Source organism: Pseudomonas sp. VS40, from assembly GCF_018587885.1.
GTDB lineage: Bacteria > Pseudomonadota > Gammaproteobacteria > Pseudomonadales > Pseudomonadaceae > Aquipseudomonas > Aquipseudomonas pergaminensis.
In genome coordinates this window covers 90,373-105,082 of the sequence record NZ_JAGYWD010000013.1, presented here as the reverse complement: position 1 = coordinate 105,082, position 14,710 = coordinate 90,373, and the positions used below count along the sequence as shown (strand labels likewise).

Annotated in this window: 15 protein-coding genes; 4 read left to right on the top strand and 11 right to left on the bottom strand. The window is 62.4% G+C overall.

All coding sequences use genetic code 11. The features are described from left to right. Positions 1-150: 150 nt before the first annotated feature. The 8 genes from KHP07_RS27600 to KHP07_RS27565 form a co-directional block, all read right to left on the bottom strand. Positions 151-1,149, bottom strand: a complete 999-nt coding sequence (locus KHP07_RS27600) for a septal ring lytic transglycosylase RlpA family protein (RefSeq protein ID WP_078050333.1) — start codon at positions 1,147-1,149, stop codon at positions 151-153. Continuing rightward, positions 1,149-2,159, bottom strand: coding sequence for a lytic murein transglycosylase B (gene mltB / locus KHP07_RS27595; RefSeq protein WP_078050334.1), 1,011 nt, complete (start codon positions 2,157-2,159; stop codon positions 1,149-1,151). The genes KHP07_RS27600 and mltB overlap by 1 nt, the downstream gene beginning before the upstream one ends. A 17-nt stretch (positions 2,160-2,176) precedes the next feature. Beyond that, the gene (rodA, locus tag KHP07_RS27590) at positions 2,177-3,280 is read right to left on the bottom strand and encodes a rod shape-determining protein RodA (protein WP_042570827.1); all 1,104 of its coding nucleotides are present in this window, start codon (positions 3,278-3,280) and stop codon (positions 2,177-2,179) included. 31 nt (positions 3,281-3,311) lie between these two features. Further along, on the bottom strand, positions 3,312-5,210 hold the full coding sequence (gene mrdA / locus KHP07_RS27585; RefSeq protein ID WP_078050335.1) for a penicillin-binding protein 2: 1,899 nt from the start codon (positions 5,208-5,210) through the stop codon (positions 3,312-3,314). Positions 5,211-5,225: 15 nt separating this feature from the next. Beyond that, positions 5,226-5,693 (bottom strand): 23S rRNA (pseudouridine(1915)-N(3))-methyltransferase RlmH, encoded by a 468-nt coding sequence (rlmH, locus tag KHP07_RS27580; protein ID WP_003176297.1) that lies wholly within the window; start codon positions 5,691-5,693, stop codon positions 5,226-5,228. 9 nt (positions 5,694-5,702) lie between these two features. Beyond that, positions 5,703-6,197, bottom strand: a complete 495-nt coding sequence (gene rsfS, locus KHP07_RS27575; protein ID WP_010206793.1) for a ribosome silencing factor — start codon at positions 6,195-6,197, stop codon at positions 5,703-5,705. A 69-nt stretch (positions 6,198-6,266) separates the two neighbouring features. Beyond that, positions 6,267-6,911, bottom strand: a complete 645-nt coding sequence (gene nadD, locus KHP07_RS27570) for a nicotinate-nucleotide adenylyltransferase (RefSeq protein ID WP_078050336.1) — start codon at positions 6,909-6,911, stop codon at positions 6,267-6,269. Further along, a complete protein-coding gene (locus tag KHP07_RS27565; protein ID WP_214498388.1) occupies positions 6,911-8,176 on the bottom strand; it encodes a glutamate-5-semialdehyde dehydrogenase in 1,266 nt (421 codons plus the stop codon). Before KHP07_RS27565 ends, nadD begins: the two co-directional genes overlap by 1 nt. A 174-nt stretch (positions 8,177-8,350) precedes the next feature. On the opposite strand from KHP07_RS27565, the gene KHP07_RS27560 reads away from it, so the two are divergent. Together KHP07_RS27560 and KHP07_RS27555 are read left to right on the top strand one after the other, a co-directional pair. Then, positions 8,351-9,034, top strand: coding sequence for a DNA-3-methyladenine glycosylase (locus tag KHP07_RS27560; protein ID WP_078050998.1), 684 nt, complete (start codon positions 8,351-8,353; stop codon positions 9,032-9,034). A gap of 108 nt (positions 9,035-9,142) precedes the next feature. After that, the gene (locus tag KHP07_RS27555) at positions 9,143-10,459 is read left to right on the top strand and encodes a bifunctional DedA family/phosphatase PAP2 family protein (protein ID WP_214498387.1); all 1,317 of its coding nucleotides are present in this window, start codon (positions 9,143-9,145) and stop codon (positions 10,457-10,459) included. Here the strand turns inward: KHP07_RS27555 and KHP07_RS27550 are convergent. The 3 genes from KHP07_RS27550 to KHP07_RS27540 are packed head-to-tail and all read right to left on the bottom strand — an operon-like array spanning position 10,456 to position 12,134. After that, positions 10,456-11,046 (bottom strand): LON peptidase substrate-binding domain-containing protein, encoded by a 591-nt coding sequence (locus KHP07_RS27550; protein ID WP_078050339.1) that lies wholly within the window; start codon positions 11,044-11,046, stop codon positions 10,456-10,458. The genes KHP07_RS27555 and KHP07_RS27550 overlap by 4 nt on opposite strands. A gap of 21 nt (positions 11,047-11,067) precedes the next feature. Further along, positions 11,068-11,784, bottom strand: coding sequence for an LrgB family protein (locus KHP07_RS27545; RefSeq protein ID WP_078050340.1), 717 nt, complete (start codon positions 11,782-11,784; stop codon positions 11,068-11,070). Continuing rightward, a complete protein-coding gene (locus KHP07_RS27540) occupies positions 11,781-12,134 on the bottom strand; it encodes a CidA/LrgA family protein (RefSeq protein WP_015886074.1) in 354 nt (117 codons plus the stop codon). The genes KHP07_RS27545 and KHP07_RS27540 overlap by 4 nt, the downstream gene beginning before the upstream one ends. A 165-nt stretch (positions 12,135-12,299) precedes the next feature. Between KHP07_RS27540 and KHP07_RS27535 the strand changes: the two genes are divergently transcribed. Continuing rightward, on the top strand, positions 12,300-12,755 hold the full coding sequence (locus tag KHP07_RS27535; protein ID WP_010206803.1) for a MaoC family dehydratase: 456 nt from the start codon (positions 12,300-12,302) through the stop codon (positions 12,753-12,755). 218 nt (positions 12,756-12,973) lie between these two features. Beyond that, positions 12,974-14,692, top strand: coding sequence for a C13 family peptidase (locus KHP07_RS27530; RefSeq protein ID WP_100492085.1), 1,719 nt, complete (start codon positions 12,974-12,976; stop codon positions 14,690-14,692). Positions 14,693-14,710 lie beyond the last annotated feature (18 nt).

Sequence of the window (14,710 nt, the reverse complement as noted above, 5' to 3'; positions counted from 1 at the left end):
CCCTCGCGGGCAAAACTTATTCAGACAGCCCGCTTCCAGACTGTCACGTGTTCGGTTGCCCGCTCACCCCTTGCCCCTGGGTTTTTATTGTTCAACGAGCCAACAACCAGGGTCCGAGCCCGCGCACGAGCTTGAACCATCAATGCTTACTTATTCTGCTGTGACCACGCTGGGCTGCCCCAGGTTGGCCAGGCGCACGCTGTTCTGCACTTGCGCGACCTCGCTCGGCGAGCCGATCGGGCCCATGCGTACACGGTGCAACGTCTGCTGGTTACGCACGATGGAGCTGATAAATACCGGCGCGTTGACCATGCTGCTCAGCTTGGACCTTAACAGTTCTGCCGCATCCGGGTTGGCGAAAGCGCCCACCTGCAAATATTGTCCGCCTGCCAGCGAAGCGCCCTGGGCGGCTTGCGGCACGGCCACGGTGTCCGGGGCGTGCTGCTGTGGCGGTGGTGTCCACTGCTCGACCTTGCCGGCCGACGCGGTGATTTGCGGTTGCGGAGTCTGCGGCTCATTGAGCATCAACGGCGCCGGCTTGCCACGCTGGGCCCAATACTGCGCCGGGTCGATGCCTTCGACCTTGACCCGCGCGGTACCGGTTTCGGCGTAACCGAGTTTCTTCGCGGCGGCGTAGGACAAGTCGATGATGCGGTCCGAATAGAACGGCCCACGGTCGTTGACCCGCAGGATGACCGTGCGGTTGTTATCCAGGTTGGTCACCCGTACGTAGCTGGGCAGCGGCAACGTCTTGTGCGCCGCGCTCATGCCGTACAGGTCATACACTTCGCCGTTGGCGGTGTTCTGGCCATGGAACTTGGTGCCGTACCAGGACGCTGTGCCCGATTGCACGTAGGTCTTGGATTCCTGCAGCGGGAAATAGGTCTTGCCCAGCACGGTGTACGGGTTGGCCTTGTAGGCGCCGGTGTGCAGGGTTGGCGTGGCATCCGGGATCTTCGACACGTCGACGTCCCACCACGGCGCGCCGTCTTTGTGCGCGCGGTTGATGTCCAGGCCCGGCTGGGAACGGACGGCCGTGCCCCCCGACTTCTGCACCGGACCACGGCTGGTGGAACAACTGACGACCAGCAGGGACAACGCGGCGAACGCCACCAGCTTGAGCGGTTGATTGAACGGCGATGCCCGCATTACTTGTTGCCCCGTGCTTGGACCAGCATGTCTGACAGTTGATGCACGGCCATGGCGTACATCACACTGCGGTTATAACGCGTGATTGCGTAGAAATTCTTCAGGCCCATCCAGTATTCCGGGCCGTTTTCGCCTTCGAGGCGGAATGCCGTGACCGGCATATCATCCGGCAGCGCATTCTGACTCGACCAGCCCAGCGCCCGCAACTCCCCGACCGTCTTGGCCGGCTCGATGCCCTGGGTCAGGCCTTCGTCGGCGCGGTCCCCGGCGACATCGGCGCGGATCACCACCGGCTCGCCGGCGACCCAGCCATGACGCTTGAAGTAGCTGGCTACACTGCCGATCGCGTCGTCAGGGTTGCTCCAGATATTGATATGCCCGTCGCCGTCAAAATCCACCGCATAGGCGCGAAAGCTGCTTGGCATGAACTGCGGCAAGCCCATCGCACCGGCGTAGGAACCCTTGAGGGTCAGCGGGTCGACCTGTTCTTCACGGGCCAGCAGCAGGAACTCGCGCAGCTCCTTGCGAAAGAAGTCAGCGCGCGGCGGGTAATCGAAGCCCAGGGTCGACAAGGCGTCGATCACCCGGTAACTGCCCGTATTGCGCCCGTAAAAGGTTTCAATGCCAATGATCGAGACAATCACCTGGGCCGGCACGCCGTATTCCTGCTCGGCGCGGGCCAGTACCGCCTCGTGTTGGCGCCAGAAGTCCACACCTCGTGCCACGCGGGCGTCGGTGAGGAACATCGGGCGGTATTCCTTCCACTGTTTCACGCGTTCGGCTGGGCGTGAGATGGCGTCGAGGATCGCCTGCTTCTTCTGGGCTTCGCGGAACACGCCCATCAGCTGTTCACCGGCGAAACCATAGTCGCGGGTCATTTCACCGACAAACTCGGCGACCTGGGGTGAACCATCGTAGTCACCGGCCTGCGCCTCTTGCGTTGCGCCCAGCAGCCCAATCAGGCCCATCCAGGACGCGTGCCGAGTCGCCCAGCCGCGCATTACTTGCATTGACATCTTCACCTTATTCAAACCTGTGCGATCCATTTGCGATGCGTATGAATCGACATCAAAACCCCAAACGCTGACAGCAATGTCACCAGCGAAGTTCCGCCGTAGCTAATGAACGGCAACGGCACCCCAACGACCGGCAACAGGCCACTGACCATACCGATGTTGACGAAAACATAAACAAAAAAAGTCATGGTCAGGGCGCCAGCCAGCAATTTGCCGAACAGCGTCTGCGCCTGTGCGGTGATCACCAGGCCGCGACCGATCAACAGTAAATAGATCAGCAACAGCGCGCAAATGCCCACCAGGCCGAACTCTTCGCCCATCACCGCAATAATGAAGTCGGTGTGGCTCTCGGGCAAAAAGTCCAAGTGCGACTGGGTGCCCAGTAACCAACCCTTACCAAATACGCCACCGGAGCCGATAGCGGCCTTTGATTGGATGATGTTCCAGCCGGTGCCCAGCGGATCGCTTTCGGGATCGAGGAAGGTCAGGATCCGCTGCTTCTGGTAGTCGTGCATAAAGAAGAACCACATGGCCACGGCCACGGGCACGGCGGCGGCCAGCACGCTGAGGATCCAGCGCCAGCGCAGACCGCCCATGAACAGCACGAATGCACCGCCCGCCAGGATCAGCAGCGAGGTGCCGAGGTCGGGCTGGCGCACGATCAGGATAAACGGCACGCCAATCAGGATCAGGCTGATCCCTACGTGCTTGAGCTGCGGCGGCAAGGTGCGCTTGGACAGGTACCAGGCGATGGTCGCCGGCATCAGAATCTTCATGAATTCCGACGGCTGGAAGCGAATCACCCCCGGAATGTTGATCCAGCGGGTCGCGCCCATGGCGTTGTGGCCCATCACGTCCACCACCACCAGCAGTAACACGCCGGCCACGTAACCGAGCGGCACCCAGCGCGCCATGAAGCGCGGCTCAAGCTGGGCGATCACCACCATCGACAACAACCCAAGGCCGAACGACGAAGCCTGCTTGATCAGCAAGTCCCAGTTCTTGCCGCTGGCCGAATACAGCACGAACAGGCTGCCGGCCGCCAGGGTCAGCAGCAGGATCAGCAATGGGCCATCAATGTGCATGCGCTGCAGCAACGTCGCACGGCGACGCATCACATCCTCACTGGAGAGGATGCGGTCAAAATTACTCTTCACGGGCCGTAACCTCGGTGCTTGAAGGGGGGCCGCCATATTCGGGCTTGAGCCTGCCGTCGTCGGCCAACAGCCAGGCGTCCATCACTTGACGCACCACGGGCGCCGCGACGCCGGAGCCGGACTCACCGTTCTCGACCATCACCGCCACCACGATTTTCGGGTCGTCCGCCGGGGCGAAGCCGACAAACAAGGCGTGGTCACGGTGGCGCTCCTGGACCTTGGTGCGGTCGTATTTCTCGCCCTGCTTGATCGCCACGACCTGGGCGGTACCGCTCTTGCCTGCGATGCGGTATTGGGCGCCAATCGCGGCCTTGCGCGCAGTACCACGGGCGCCGTGCATCACTTGCTGCATGCCATGGTTGACCTTGGTCCAGTCGGACGGGTCGCGCAGCACGATGTCCGGGATCGGGTTTTCGTCCAAAGGCTTCTCGCCTTCGATGGTCTTGGCCAGGTGTGGACGGTTCCAGATGCCTTTGTTGGCCACCAGCGCGGTCGCCTGGGCCAGTTGCAGCGGCGTGGCCTGCATATAGCCCTGGCCAATACCCAGAATCAGGGTTTCGCCCGGGAACCACGCCTGGCGGCGGGTCGCACGCTTCCATTCCCGCGACGGCATCAGGCCGGGGGATTCTTCGAACATGTCCAGGGAGACCTTTTGGCCGAGGCCGAACTTGCCCATGTAGGCGGACAAACGATCGATACCCAGCTTGTGCGCCAGGTCGTAAAAATAGGTGTCGTTGGAGCGCATGATCGCGGTGTCCAAGTCGACATAGCCGTCACCGGTGCGGTTCCAGTTACGATATTTGTGATCGTAGTTGGGCAGCATGTAGTAGCCGGGGTCATAGACTCGACTGGAGGCCGTCACCACACCCGCGTCCAACCCCGCAATCGCCACCGCCGGCTTGATCGTCGATCCCGGCGGATACAGGCCGCGCAGTACGCGGTTGAACAGCGGCCGGTCGATGGAATCGCGCAACTCGGCGTAGGCCTTGAAGCTGATGCCGGTCACGAACAGGTTGGGGTCGAAGCTTGGCTGGCTGACCATCGCCAGCACTTCGCCCGTCTTCGGGTCCAGCGCCACCACCGCGCCGCGACGACCGCCCAGGGCCATTTCCGCCGCTTCCTGCAGCTTGATGTCCAGGCTCAGTACGATGTCCTTGCCCGGCACCGGGTCGGTGCGTTTGAGCACCCGCAGCACGCGGCCTCGGGCGTTGGTCTCGACTTCTTCGTAACCCACCTGGCCGTGCAGCTCGGGCTCGTAGAAGCGCTCGATGCCGGTCTTGCCGATATGGTGGGTGCCGCTGTAATTGACCGGATCGAGGGTTTTCAGCTCTTTCTCGTTGATCCGCCCCATGTAGCCGACAGAGTGGGCAAAGTGCGGCCCTTGCGGGTAATGCCGCACCAACTGCGCCACCACTTCCACACCCGGCAAACGGAACTGGTTCACCGCGATCCGCGCGATCTGCTCTTCGGTCAGCTCGAACAGGATCGGCACCGGCTCGAAAGGCCGGCGCCCCTGCTTCATGCGTTTCTCGAAGATCACCCGGTCTTCCGGCGTCAGCTGCAGCACCTCGACGATCACATCGAGGATCTGCTGCCAGTCGCCGGAACGCTCGCGGGTCATGCTCAGGCTGAAGCTGGGCCGGTTATCCGCGACCACCACGCCATTACGGTCGAAAATCAGCCCACGGGTCGGAGGGATCGGCTGCACATGCACCCGGTTGTTTTCCGACAGCGTGGAGTGATAGTCGTACTGGATCACCTGCAGGAAATACAGGCGGGCAATCAGCACCCCCAACAACGCCACCACCATGATCGCGCCAAACACCACACGCGCGCGTACAAGACGTGCGTCTTTCTCGTGGTCCTTGATGCGGATCGGTTGGGTCATCGGGAGGGGCGCAGATTATTTGTGGTAAGGGTGCCCGGACAGAACTGTCCAGGCGCGATACAGCTGTTCACCGATCAGGATTCTTACCAGCGGGTGCGGCAGCGTCAGCGCCGACAGCGACCAACGCTGGTCCGCTCGCGCGCAGACTTCCGGTGCCAGCCCTTCGGGGCCGCCAACCATGAAGTTGACCGTACGCGAGTCCAGGCGCCAGCGATCCAGTTCCACCGCCAGCTGCTCGGTGCTCCAGGGTTTGCCGTGCACTTCAAGGGTGACGATGCGCTCGTTGGGGCCGACCTTGGCCAACATGGCTTCGCCTTCCTGACGGATAAAGCGCGCCACATCGGCATTCTTGCCCCGGGTATTGAGCGGTATCTCTACCAGTTCCAGCGACAGCTCAGCGGGCAGACGCTTGGCATACTCGTGCCAGCCTTCTTCCACCCACTTGGGCATGCGTGAACCGACAGCAATCAGACGCAGGCGCACAGCCGTTCCTTATTCCTGGTCTTTGTTCAGCTTGTCGAAGTGCGCATGGCCCACTTCCGGGCTGTGGTGCTTGCCATCGGCGGCACGGCTCTGCTCGGCGCCTTTCCACAGACGCTCCAGGTCGTAGAACTGACGGGCGTTGGAGGTCATCATGTGAACGATCACGTCGTCCATGTCCAGCAGCACCCAGTCGCTGTCGCCCTTGCCTTCTTCACCCAGCGGCTTCACGCCCTGGGCTTTGACGGCTTCGCGGACCTTGTCCAGCATCGCGCCGATTTGGCGGTTCGAGGTACCGGTGGCGATGATCATGTAGTCGGTGATGCTCTGCTTGTCGCGCACGTCCAGCACTTGGATGTCCTGGGCCTTGACGTCTTCCAGGGCCGCCACGGCAACTTTTACCAGCTCTTCGCCAGCCAGCTCAGGGCCGGTGTGGGCTTCTACTGGCAGCGGGGCGCTTTTGAACGTGCCTTTGCGCTTAACTTTGCTTACGTCTTTGTTCGTCATATAAAACTCGTTTTGCTCGTATGTTCGGGCGCTCGTTCTACGACTGTGCGTAGGTTCAAGCACGCCTTTTCAGTTCGACGCACGGTAAAGCCCGTGCGCATCGATGTAGGCCAGGACCGCGTCAGGCACCAGGAAACGTACCGACTTCCCGCTGGCCAGCAGTTGACGGATCTGGGTGGCGGACACCGCAAGCGGGGTCTGCCAGACGAATGCAATATTCCCGTTCGGCCCGGTCAGGGCCAAGGGGTCACTTACCGACCGCGCGGCCAGCAGGTTGCGCAAGGCATCCGGCGGTTCGCTGTCGGCATCCGGGCGTTGCAAAACCAGGATGTGGCAATGCTGGAGGAGTTCCTCCCAGCGGTGCCAAGAGGGCAGGCCGCAAAATGCGTCCCAGCCCAAAAGCAGAAACAACTGGTCATCCGCGGCCAACTCGGCGCGCATCAGTTCCAGGGTGTCAACAGTGTAGGACGGTTTATCGCGCTTGAGCTCGCGGTCGTCCACCACCAGCGGCGCTATGCCGTCCACCGCCAGGCGCACCATTTCCAGGCGCTGCTGCGGTGACACCTGCGGCGTATCGCGATGGGGCGGCCGTGCGTTGGGCATCATGCGCAACTCATCGAGCGCGAGGGCATCCGCGACTTCCAGGGCACTGCGCAAATGGCCGATGTGCACGGGGTCGAAAGTACCGCCGAGCAGCCCGATGCGTTTACCCATCAAGTGCGCACATGACCGTCGCCGAACACCACGTACTTCTCGCTGGTCAGGCCTTCCAGGCCAACCGGGCCACGGGCGTGGAGCTTGTCGGTGGAAATACCGATCTCCGCCCCCAGGCCGTATTCGAAGCCGTCGGCAAAGCGTGTCGAAGCGTTGATCATCACCGAGGCGGAATCCACTTCGTTGAGGAAGCGTCGCGCATCGCTGAAATGCTCGGAAACGATAGCGTCAGTGTGCTTGGAGCCGTAGGTGTTGATGTGTTCGATGGCTTCGTCGAGGTCGTCGACAATCTTGATCGACAGGATCGGCGCGGTGTATTCGGTGTACCAGTCCAGCTCGGTCGCCTCGATCACGTCCACGCCCAGCAGCGCACGGGTACGCCCGCAACCGCGCAGCTCGACGCCCTTGTCGCGGTAGATGGCAGCCAGCGGCGGCAGCACGCGATCGGCAATGCCGACGTGCACCAGCAGGGTTTCCATGGTGTTGCACGGGGCGTAGCGGTGGGTCTTGGCGTTGTCGGCGATGCGGATCGCCTTGTCGATGTCGGCGGCCACGTCGATAAACACGTGGCACACGCCGTCCAGGTGCTTGATGACCGGCACCTTGGCATCGCGGCTGACGCGTTCGATCAGGCTCTTGCCACCGCGCGGCACGATCACGTCGACGAATTCCGGCATGGTGATCAGCGCGCCCACGGCGGCGCGGTCGGTGGTTTCCACCACTTGCACCACTTCGGCAGGCAATTCGGCCACGGCCAGGCCCTGCTGGATGCAGGACGCGATGGCGCGGTTGGAATTGATCGCCTCGGAACCGCCGCGCAGGATGGTGGCATTGCCAGACTTGAGGCACAGGCTCGCGGCGTCGATGGTCACGTTTGGACGCGACTCGTAAATGATGCCGATCACGCCCAGGGGCACGCGCATCTTGCCGACCTGGATGCCGGACGGCAGGTAGCGCATATCGCGGATTTCACCGATGGGGTCAGGCAGCTTGGCCACCTGACGCAGGCCTTCGATCATGTCGTCGATACGTGCCGGGGTCAGCGCCAGGCGGTCCAGCAGGGCCGGCTCCAGGCCATTGGCGCGGCCGTTGGCCAGGTCCAGTTCGTTGGCGGCGGTGAGCTCGGAGCGCGAAGCATCCAGAGCGTCGGCGGCAGCCAGCAGGGCACGGTTCTTCTGCGCGGTGCTCGCACGGGCGATCAACCGCGAGGCCTGACGGGCAGCGCGACCCAGGCGGGTCATGTAGTCAAGAACGGACTCAGTCATGGTCAGGGAGTCTTGGCAGGGAGGAAAGCGGCAGATTATAGCTGTGACGCCGCCCGACTGACAGCGGTGAGGGGCGGATGGTCGAAATGAACTGTAAAAACCTGGGGTTCAGCGGTAATTAAGGTGGGAGTTGTTATGATTCCGTCACATTTAGCCGTATTTACCCTGACCGCCATGCCCAGTTCATCGCCGCAACTCCCCGCCAGCGCCCTGCCCGACAGCTTCTTCGACCGTGACGCACAAACGCTCGCGCGCGATTTGCTCGGAAAAGTCATACGCCATCGCGTGGGAGAAATCTGGCTTTCGGCGCGAATTATTGAAACCGAAGCGTATTACGTGGCCGAAAAAGGCAGTCACGCGTCATTGGGCTACACAGAAAAGCGTAAGGCTTTGTTTCTGGATGGTGGCCATATCTACATGTACTACGCCCGTGGCGGCGACTCCCTTAACTTCAGCGCCCATGGGCCAGGCAATGCCGTGTTGATCAAATCGGCCTATCCATGGGTCGATGAATTATCCGGCCCGGCCAGCCTGGCGCAGATGCTGCTGAACAACCCGAATGCCGACGGCAGCCCGCGCGCCTCGCAAAAGCTGTGCGCCGGCCAGACCCTGCTGTGCAAGGCCTTGGGTCTGAAGGTGCCGATGTGGGACGCCAAGCGCTTCGATCAGGAATTGCTCTACGTTGAAGACGTGGGCCAGGCACCGAGCCAGATCATCCAGACCACCCGCCTGGGCATCCCCAGCGGGCGCGATGAGCACCTGATGTACCGCTTCGTCGATGCTGGCTATGCGCCTTATTGCACGCGGAACCCGCTGCGCCGGGGCCAGGTCGAAGGCCGCGACTATTTTTTGATTTGATGACACGACCTGTAAGCGCCCGGCTTGACGGTGAAGGCGGTCCCATGGGGGCCATCGCCGGCAAACCGGGCGCCTACACGGTGTACGAACTTGGATGGAGTGGATTGTATGGGCCAATGGCTCGATAGCATTACCGGCTGGTTGACCCTGAATCCCGAATGGCTGGCGGTCGCGGTGTTTATCGTCGCCTGCGTGGAATGCCTGGCCATCGCCGGGCTGATCGTGCCGGGCACGGTATTGTTGTTTGCCATTGCCGCACTCGCCGGCAGCGGCGCGCTGTCCCTGAGCGAAACCCTGCTGCTGGGCTTCCTGGGCGGGCTCTTGGGTGACGGGGTTTCCTACTACCTGGGACGACATTTCCACCAGAATATCCGGCGTTTACCTGGCTTGCGTCACCACCCCGAATGGATGAACAGCGCCGAAACCTACTTCCACAAATACGGCATCGCCAGCCTGCTGGTGGGGCGTTTCATCGGCCCGCTGCGGCCCATGCTGCCGATGGTGGCCGGGATGTGCGACATGCCCTTCCCGCGCTTCGCGGCGGTGAGCATCGTTGCCGCGGCCGGCTGGTCGGTGGCCTACCTGTTGCCGGGCTGGGCGGCCGGCGCGGCCTTCCGCCTGCCGCTGCCCGAGGGCTTCTGGCCTGAGGCTGGTGTTGTGGCGGCCTGTATCGCGGTGGTGGTGGGCCTAAGCCTGAACAGCAGCCTGCGCGGCCATCGTCGCGCCACCTTGTGGATCGGCTGCGCCAGCCTGACGGTATTGATCGCCCTGTTTATCGGCTACCCCCACCTTAATGACTTCGACCAGGGCCTGAGCGCCCTGGTGCAGGAACACCGCAGCCCCTGGCTGGACGAAGTGATGGTGCGCATCACCCAGTTGGGCGAGTTCAAGAAGATGTTCGTGGCCAGCGCTATCTTTACCGGCCTGCTGCTACTGGCGCGGCAATGGCGTCATGCGATTTTTGTTGGCGTGACCCTCGCCGGTGCGGCGGTAATCAACACCGGGACCAAGCTGTTCTTCGCCCGTGGCCGCCCGGAAATTCTCACCGACCCGCTGACCAGCTTCAGCATGCCCAGCGGCCACGCGTCCGGCGCGTTCGCGTTTTTCCTGGCGCTGGCGATCCTGGCCGGTCGCGGGCAACCGATCCGGCTGCGCCTGACGTGGATGCTGCTGGGCTGCATCCCGGCAGCCTTCATTGCGCTGTCGCGGGTCTACCTCGGCGCCCACTGGCCCACGGACATCCTCGCCGGCACGCTGCTGGCAATGACGGTGTGCGCGTTCAGCCTGGGCATCAGCCAATACCGAAGCCCGCTGCCGGCGATGTCGCAAAAGACCTGGTGGCTGTTGCTGCCGGCATTGGTCGCGGTGCTGAGCTTCATCGCGTTGACCGGTACACCCCATGCTCTGCTGCGCTACGCCTATTAGGTGAACAGTTCGCCCTGCAACTCGTCGAGCAACATCTGGATCGCATCCAACCGCTGCTGCGGGTCGTCGAGTTGCAGCAGGTCGATCTTGTCGGCCTCAGTGAAAGGCAGCAGATACGCCAACTGATTGCCCAAGGCTTGCTGTCCCTCGGCGTGGGCGTCCATGTCCAGCGAAGCCACCATCGGGTGCTCGGCCAATGCCTGCAGCAGCGCCAGCAAGTCGGCGTCCTCTTCCTCCAGCGGCTGGTCCGGCAGTTCTTCGAGCCACTGCACGTCGGCCACCAGCAATTGGTCCTTCTGCACGCCGGCGTCCCGTACCCGGAACCTACGACCGCCTTCGACACGAATGCCCAGCAGGCCGTTGTCCTGCTGCTTGAAGTCGCGAATCAGCGCTTCACAGCCGATCAGCGCGTAGCCGTCCGGGGCCATGCCCACTTCCTTGCCGTCGAGGATGCACACCACGCCAAAGCCTTCGCCCTTTTTCATGCAGCGACTGATCATGTCCAGGTAGCGCGCCTCGAATATCTGCAGGTCGAGGGTGCAACCAGGGAACAGCACGGTATTGAGCGGGAACAGCGCCAGACTCATAAAGGTTTCCTTAAACCCGGTTTAAACGATCACGGACACGGCTAACGGCAGGAACACTGCCGTGGCCACACCCATCAGACTCATGGCCAGCGCTGCAAAGGCGCCGCACTCTTCGCTTTCCTGCAGCGCCACCGACGTGCCGACGGCGTGGGCGGTCATGCCCAGCGCCATGCCGCGCGCCTCGGGGCTGTGCACGCCCAGGCGTGACAGGTACGCCGGGCCGATCATCGCACCGATCACGCCGGTGATCAGCACAAACACCGCCGCCAGCGCGGCCACGCCACCGATCTGCTCGGCCACCAGCATGGCGATCGGCGAAGTCACCGACTTGGGCGCCATGGTCATCAGCATCATGTGTTCGGCGCCGAACCACCAGCCCAGCAGCACACACAGGCCGGTGGCCAACACCCCGCCTATCACCAGCGTAGTAAAAATCGGCCAGAACAATTGGCGAATGCGCCGCAGGTTCAGGTAAAGCGGCACCGCCAGCGCCACTGTCGCCGGGCCGAGCAGGATGCCCATGATCTCGGTGCTCTTGCGGTACTCGGCGTAGCTCAGGCCACAGCTGATCAGCACACCGATCACCAGCAACATCGAGACCAGCACCGGTTGCAGGAAGATCCAGCGGGTTTTCTCGAAGCCAGCCAGCACCAACTGGTACGCACCAAGGGTGATACCGATGCCAAACAAGGGATGGTGAATCACCGCCGTCCACGCGCCGTGCCAGTCGAAGGTCATTGGTCCTTCTCCTTGCGCTTGACCATCTGCTGCATCAGCACGCCGACAAAGCCCATGGCAATCACCAGCGACAGCACCAGCGCGCCGACAATGGCCCAGAAGTCAGCGGCGATGTCCTTGGCATACACCATCACCCCCACCGCGGGCGGCACCAGCAGCAACGGCAAGTAACGCAACAAGCTGCTGGCCGCCAGGCTCAGCGGCTCGCCAACTTCGCCTCGCCACACCAGAAAGCCGAGCATCAGCAGCAGCCCGATGATCGGCCCCGGCAGCACCGGCAACAGCAAATGGTTGATCGCGGTGCCGATCAGTTGAAACAGCACCAGCCAGGTCAGGCCACGTAACAGCATCCGTTCTTCCCCCCCTCAGGACTCGCCCGCATTATAAGCACGCCAGCCCTATGCACCGGCATTCGCCAAAAGCATGGTGGGTTGACCGGGCTGATTGGCCATGATGATCTACATTGGTTCTCTGTAACCCATAAAAACAGCACCGATGAACCAAGGAGAGACGCAATGCCCTATGTACCCGTAGCGCAGCTCAAAGATTATGTCGGCAAGGAACTGGGACGTTCCGAATGGCTCACCATCGACCAGGCGCGTATCAACCTGTTCGCCGAAGCCACTGGCGATCATCAGTTCATCCACGTCGACCCGGTCAAGGCCGCACAAACCCCGTTTGGCAGCACCATCGCCCACGGTTTCCTGTCGCTGTCGCTGATGCCCAAGCTGATGGAAGACCTGCTGATCGTGCCCGAAGGCCTGAAGATGGCCGTCAACTATGGCCTGGACAGCGTGCGCTTCATCCAGCCGGTGAAGGTCAACTCCAAGGTGCGCCTGAACGTGACCCTCAATGACGTCACCGAGAAAAAGCCCGGCCAATGGCTGCTCAAGGCCACTGCCACCCTGGAAATCGAAGGGCAGGAAAAACCGGCCTACATTGCGGAGTCGTTGTCACTCTACTTCGTGTAAGGCCGGTGGCACAAAACCTCACTTGTGGTGAGCGGCCTGGCCCCGCGCTGGGCTGCGAAGCAGCTCCAGAACCTGCAACCTGATGCTTCCTGAAGGAACGAGTTGCCTGTATTTGGGGCGGCTACGCCACCCAACGCGGGGCAAGCTCGCTCACCACAAATTCATGTATGAAACTCGCAGCTGCGGCATACTCGGCGCTCAATTATCCGGATCCCGCTATGCGCCCACTCGCTCCCCTCGCCCTTGCCCTGTTGCTCACCGCTTGCGGAGACGGCGAATCGCTGTTGCCGCCCGATGCGCGCCTGCCCGACGGCGGCCGTTACCGGGGCGATGTGGTCGATGGCTTGCTGCAAGGCCAGGGCCGCGTGGACTACCCCAACGGCAGTTGGTACGCCGGCCAGTTCGACAAAGGCCAGTGGCACGGCCAGGGCGAGTGGCATGGCAGCAATGGCGAAGTCTATAAAGGCCAGTTCCAGCAGGGCCTGTTCGATGGCCAGGGCAGCCTGACCACCGCAGGCAGCCACTATGTGGGCGGTTTCAAGAACGGTCGACGCAACGGCGAAGGTACCCTCAAAGAGGGCCAGATGACCTATCGCGGCGAATTCAAGGACGACCAGTATTCCGGCCTCGGTCGCCTGGAGCTGGCGGACGGCAGCCAGTACCAGGGCCAGTTCGCCCACGGCAAACCGAATGGCGAAGGCCAGCGCAACGACGACAGCGGCAACCAGTTCAGCGGCCATTTCGTCGATGGCCAACTGGAAGGCAACGGCACCTTCAACAGCGCCGATGGCGATATTTATGTCGGCCAGTTCAAGCAGAACCAGCTCAATGGCAAGGGCCGCTACGAGAACGCTGATGGCGACGTGTGGATCGGCCAGTTCAAGGAAGGTGCGCTCAGCGGCAAGGGCGAGTTGATCGGTGTCGACGGCAGCCACTATGTCGGCCAGTTCAGCGATTGGCGCTTTACCGGTGAAGGCCGCCTGAACCTTACTGACGGCAGCTTCTATATCGGCGGTTTCGACAGCGACAGCTACCAAGGCAAAGGCACCCTGGTGCTTACCGACGGCAGCGTGCAGGCCGGCACCTGGGTGAACGGCCTGCGCGTGCGTGACGCCGATGGAAAACTGCTGCCCGACCCACTGGAGATCGGCGTGCTGGCCCAGGGCCGCCTGCTCGACACCGCCCTCGCCGCCGTACCCGCCTCTACCCCCGCCGTCGAGCTGTACACCCTGGCCGTGGCCGGCGATGGCAAGCAGAGCGTGTTCCTGCGCGAAGCCGATTACGTCAGTAACATGCTCGCTACCCGCTTCGGCGCGCGGGGGCAGATTCGCCTGGTCAATCACCGCGACCACATCGCCGACCGCCCCCTGGCCACCCGCGAAAGCCTGCGTCGCGCCGTGCTGACCCTGGCCGAACGCACCGGCCCGGAAGACCTGGTGTTTATCTACATGACCAGCCACGGCACCCACGAACACGAATTGGTGCTGGACCAACCGCGCATGGAGCTGGCCGACCTGCCCGCCGATGAGCTGGCCGCAGTGCTGGCGCCGCTGAAGAACCGCGACAAGATCGTGGTGATTTCCGCCTGTTACTCCGGTGGTTTCATCCCGGCCTTGAAAGATGAGCGCACCCTGATCATGACCGCCTCCCGGGCCGACCGTGTGTCCTTCGGCTGTTCCGAGGAAGCCGACTTCACCTACTTCGGCGACGCCCTCTTCGCCCAAGCCTTCAACCAGACCGACGACTTGCAGCAAGCCTTCAAGCTGGCGCAACTGCATGTGGCCGAACGCGAACAGGCGGACAACTTCGAAGCCTCCGAGCCGCAGATCTGGGCCCCCAAGGGTGTGATCGCCCATTGGCAATTATTACGCAAACAGCAGGCACGAAAGGCGCTCGAAAGCGTCTCAATGAATAGCAAGGAAGCCATAGGCAACTAAGCTGAACTGTGTAACAAG

Bases quoted from the DNA above. Each gene is read 5' to 3' on its own strand.
- KHP07_RS27545 (WP_078050340.1), bottom strand. From the start codon at position 11,784: ATGACCTTCGACTGGCACGGCGCGTGGACGGCGGTGATTCACCATCCC.
- KHP07_RS27540 (WP_015886074.1), bottom strand. From the start codon at position 12,134: ATGCTGTTACGTGGCCTGACCTGGCTGGTGCTGTTTCAACTGATCGGC.
- KHP07_RS27550 (WP_078050339.1), bottom strand. From the start codon at position 11,046: ATGAGTCTGGCGCTGTTCCCGCTCAATACCGTGCTGTTCCCTGGTTGC.
- rodA (WP_042570827.1), bottom strand. From the start codon at position 3,280: ATGCGTCGCCGTGCGACGTTGCTGCAGCGCATGCACATTGATGGCCCA.
- KHP07_RS27555 (WP_214498387.1), top strand. From the start codon at position 9,143: ATGGGCCAATGGCTCGATAGCATTACCGGCTGGTTGACCCTGAATCCC.
- KHP07_RS27565 (WP_214498388.1), bottom strand. From the start codon at position 8,176: ATGACTGAGTCCGTTCTTGACTACATGACCCGCCTGGGTCGCGCTGCC.
- nadD (WP_078050336.1), bottom strand. From the start codon at position 6,911: ATGGGTAAACGCATCGGGCTGCTCGGCGGTACTTTCGACCCCGTGCAC.
- KHP07_RS27560 (WP_078050998.1), top strand. From the start codon at position 8,351: ATGCCCAGTTCATCGCCGCAACTCCCCGCCAGCGCCCTGCCCGACAGC.
- mrdA (WP_078050335.1), bottom strand. From the start codon at position 5,210: ATGACCCAACCGATCCGCATCAAGGACCACGAGAAAGACGCACGTCTT.
- KHP07_RS27600 (WP_078050333.1), bottom strand. From the start codon at position 1,149: ATGCGGGCATCGCCGTTCAATCAACCGCTCAAGCTGGTGGCGTTCGCC.
- KHP07_RS27535 (WP_010206803.1), top strand. From the start codon at position 12,300: ATGCCCTATGTACCCGTAGCGCAGCTCAAAGATTATGTCGGCAAGGAA.
- mltB (WP_078050334.1), bottom strand. From the start codon at position 2,159: ATGCAAGTAATGCGCGGCTGGGCGACTCGGCACGCGTCCTGGATGGGC.
- KHP07_RS27530 (WP_100492085.1), top strand. From the start codon at position 12,974: ATGCGCCCACTCGCTCCCCTCGCCCTTGCCCTGTTGCTCACCGCTTGC.
- rsfS (WP_010206793.1), bottom strand. From the start codon at position 6,197: ATGACGAACAAAGACGTAAGCAAAGTTAAGCGCAAAGGCACGTTCAAA.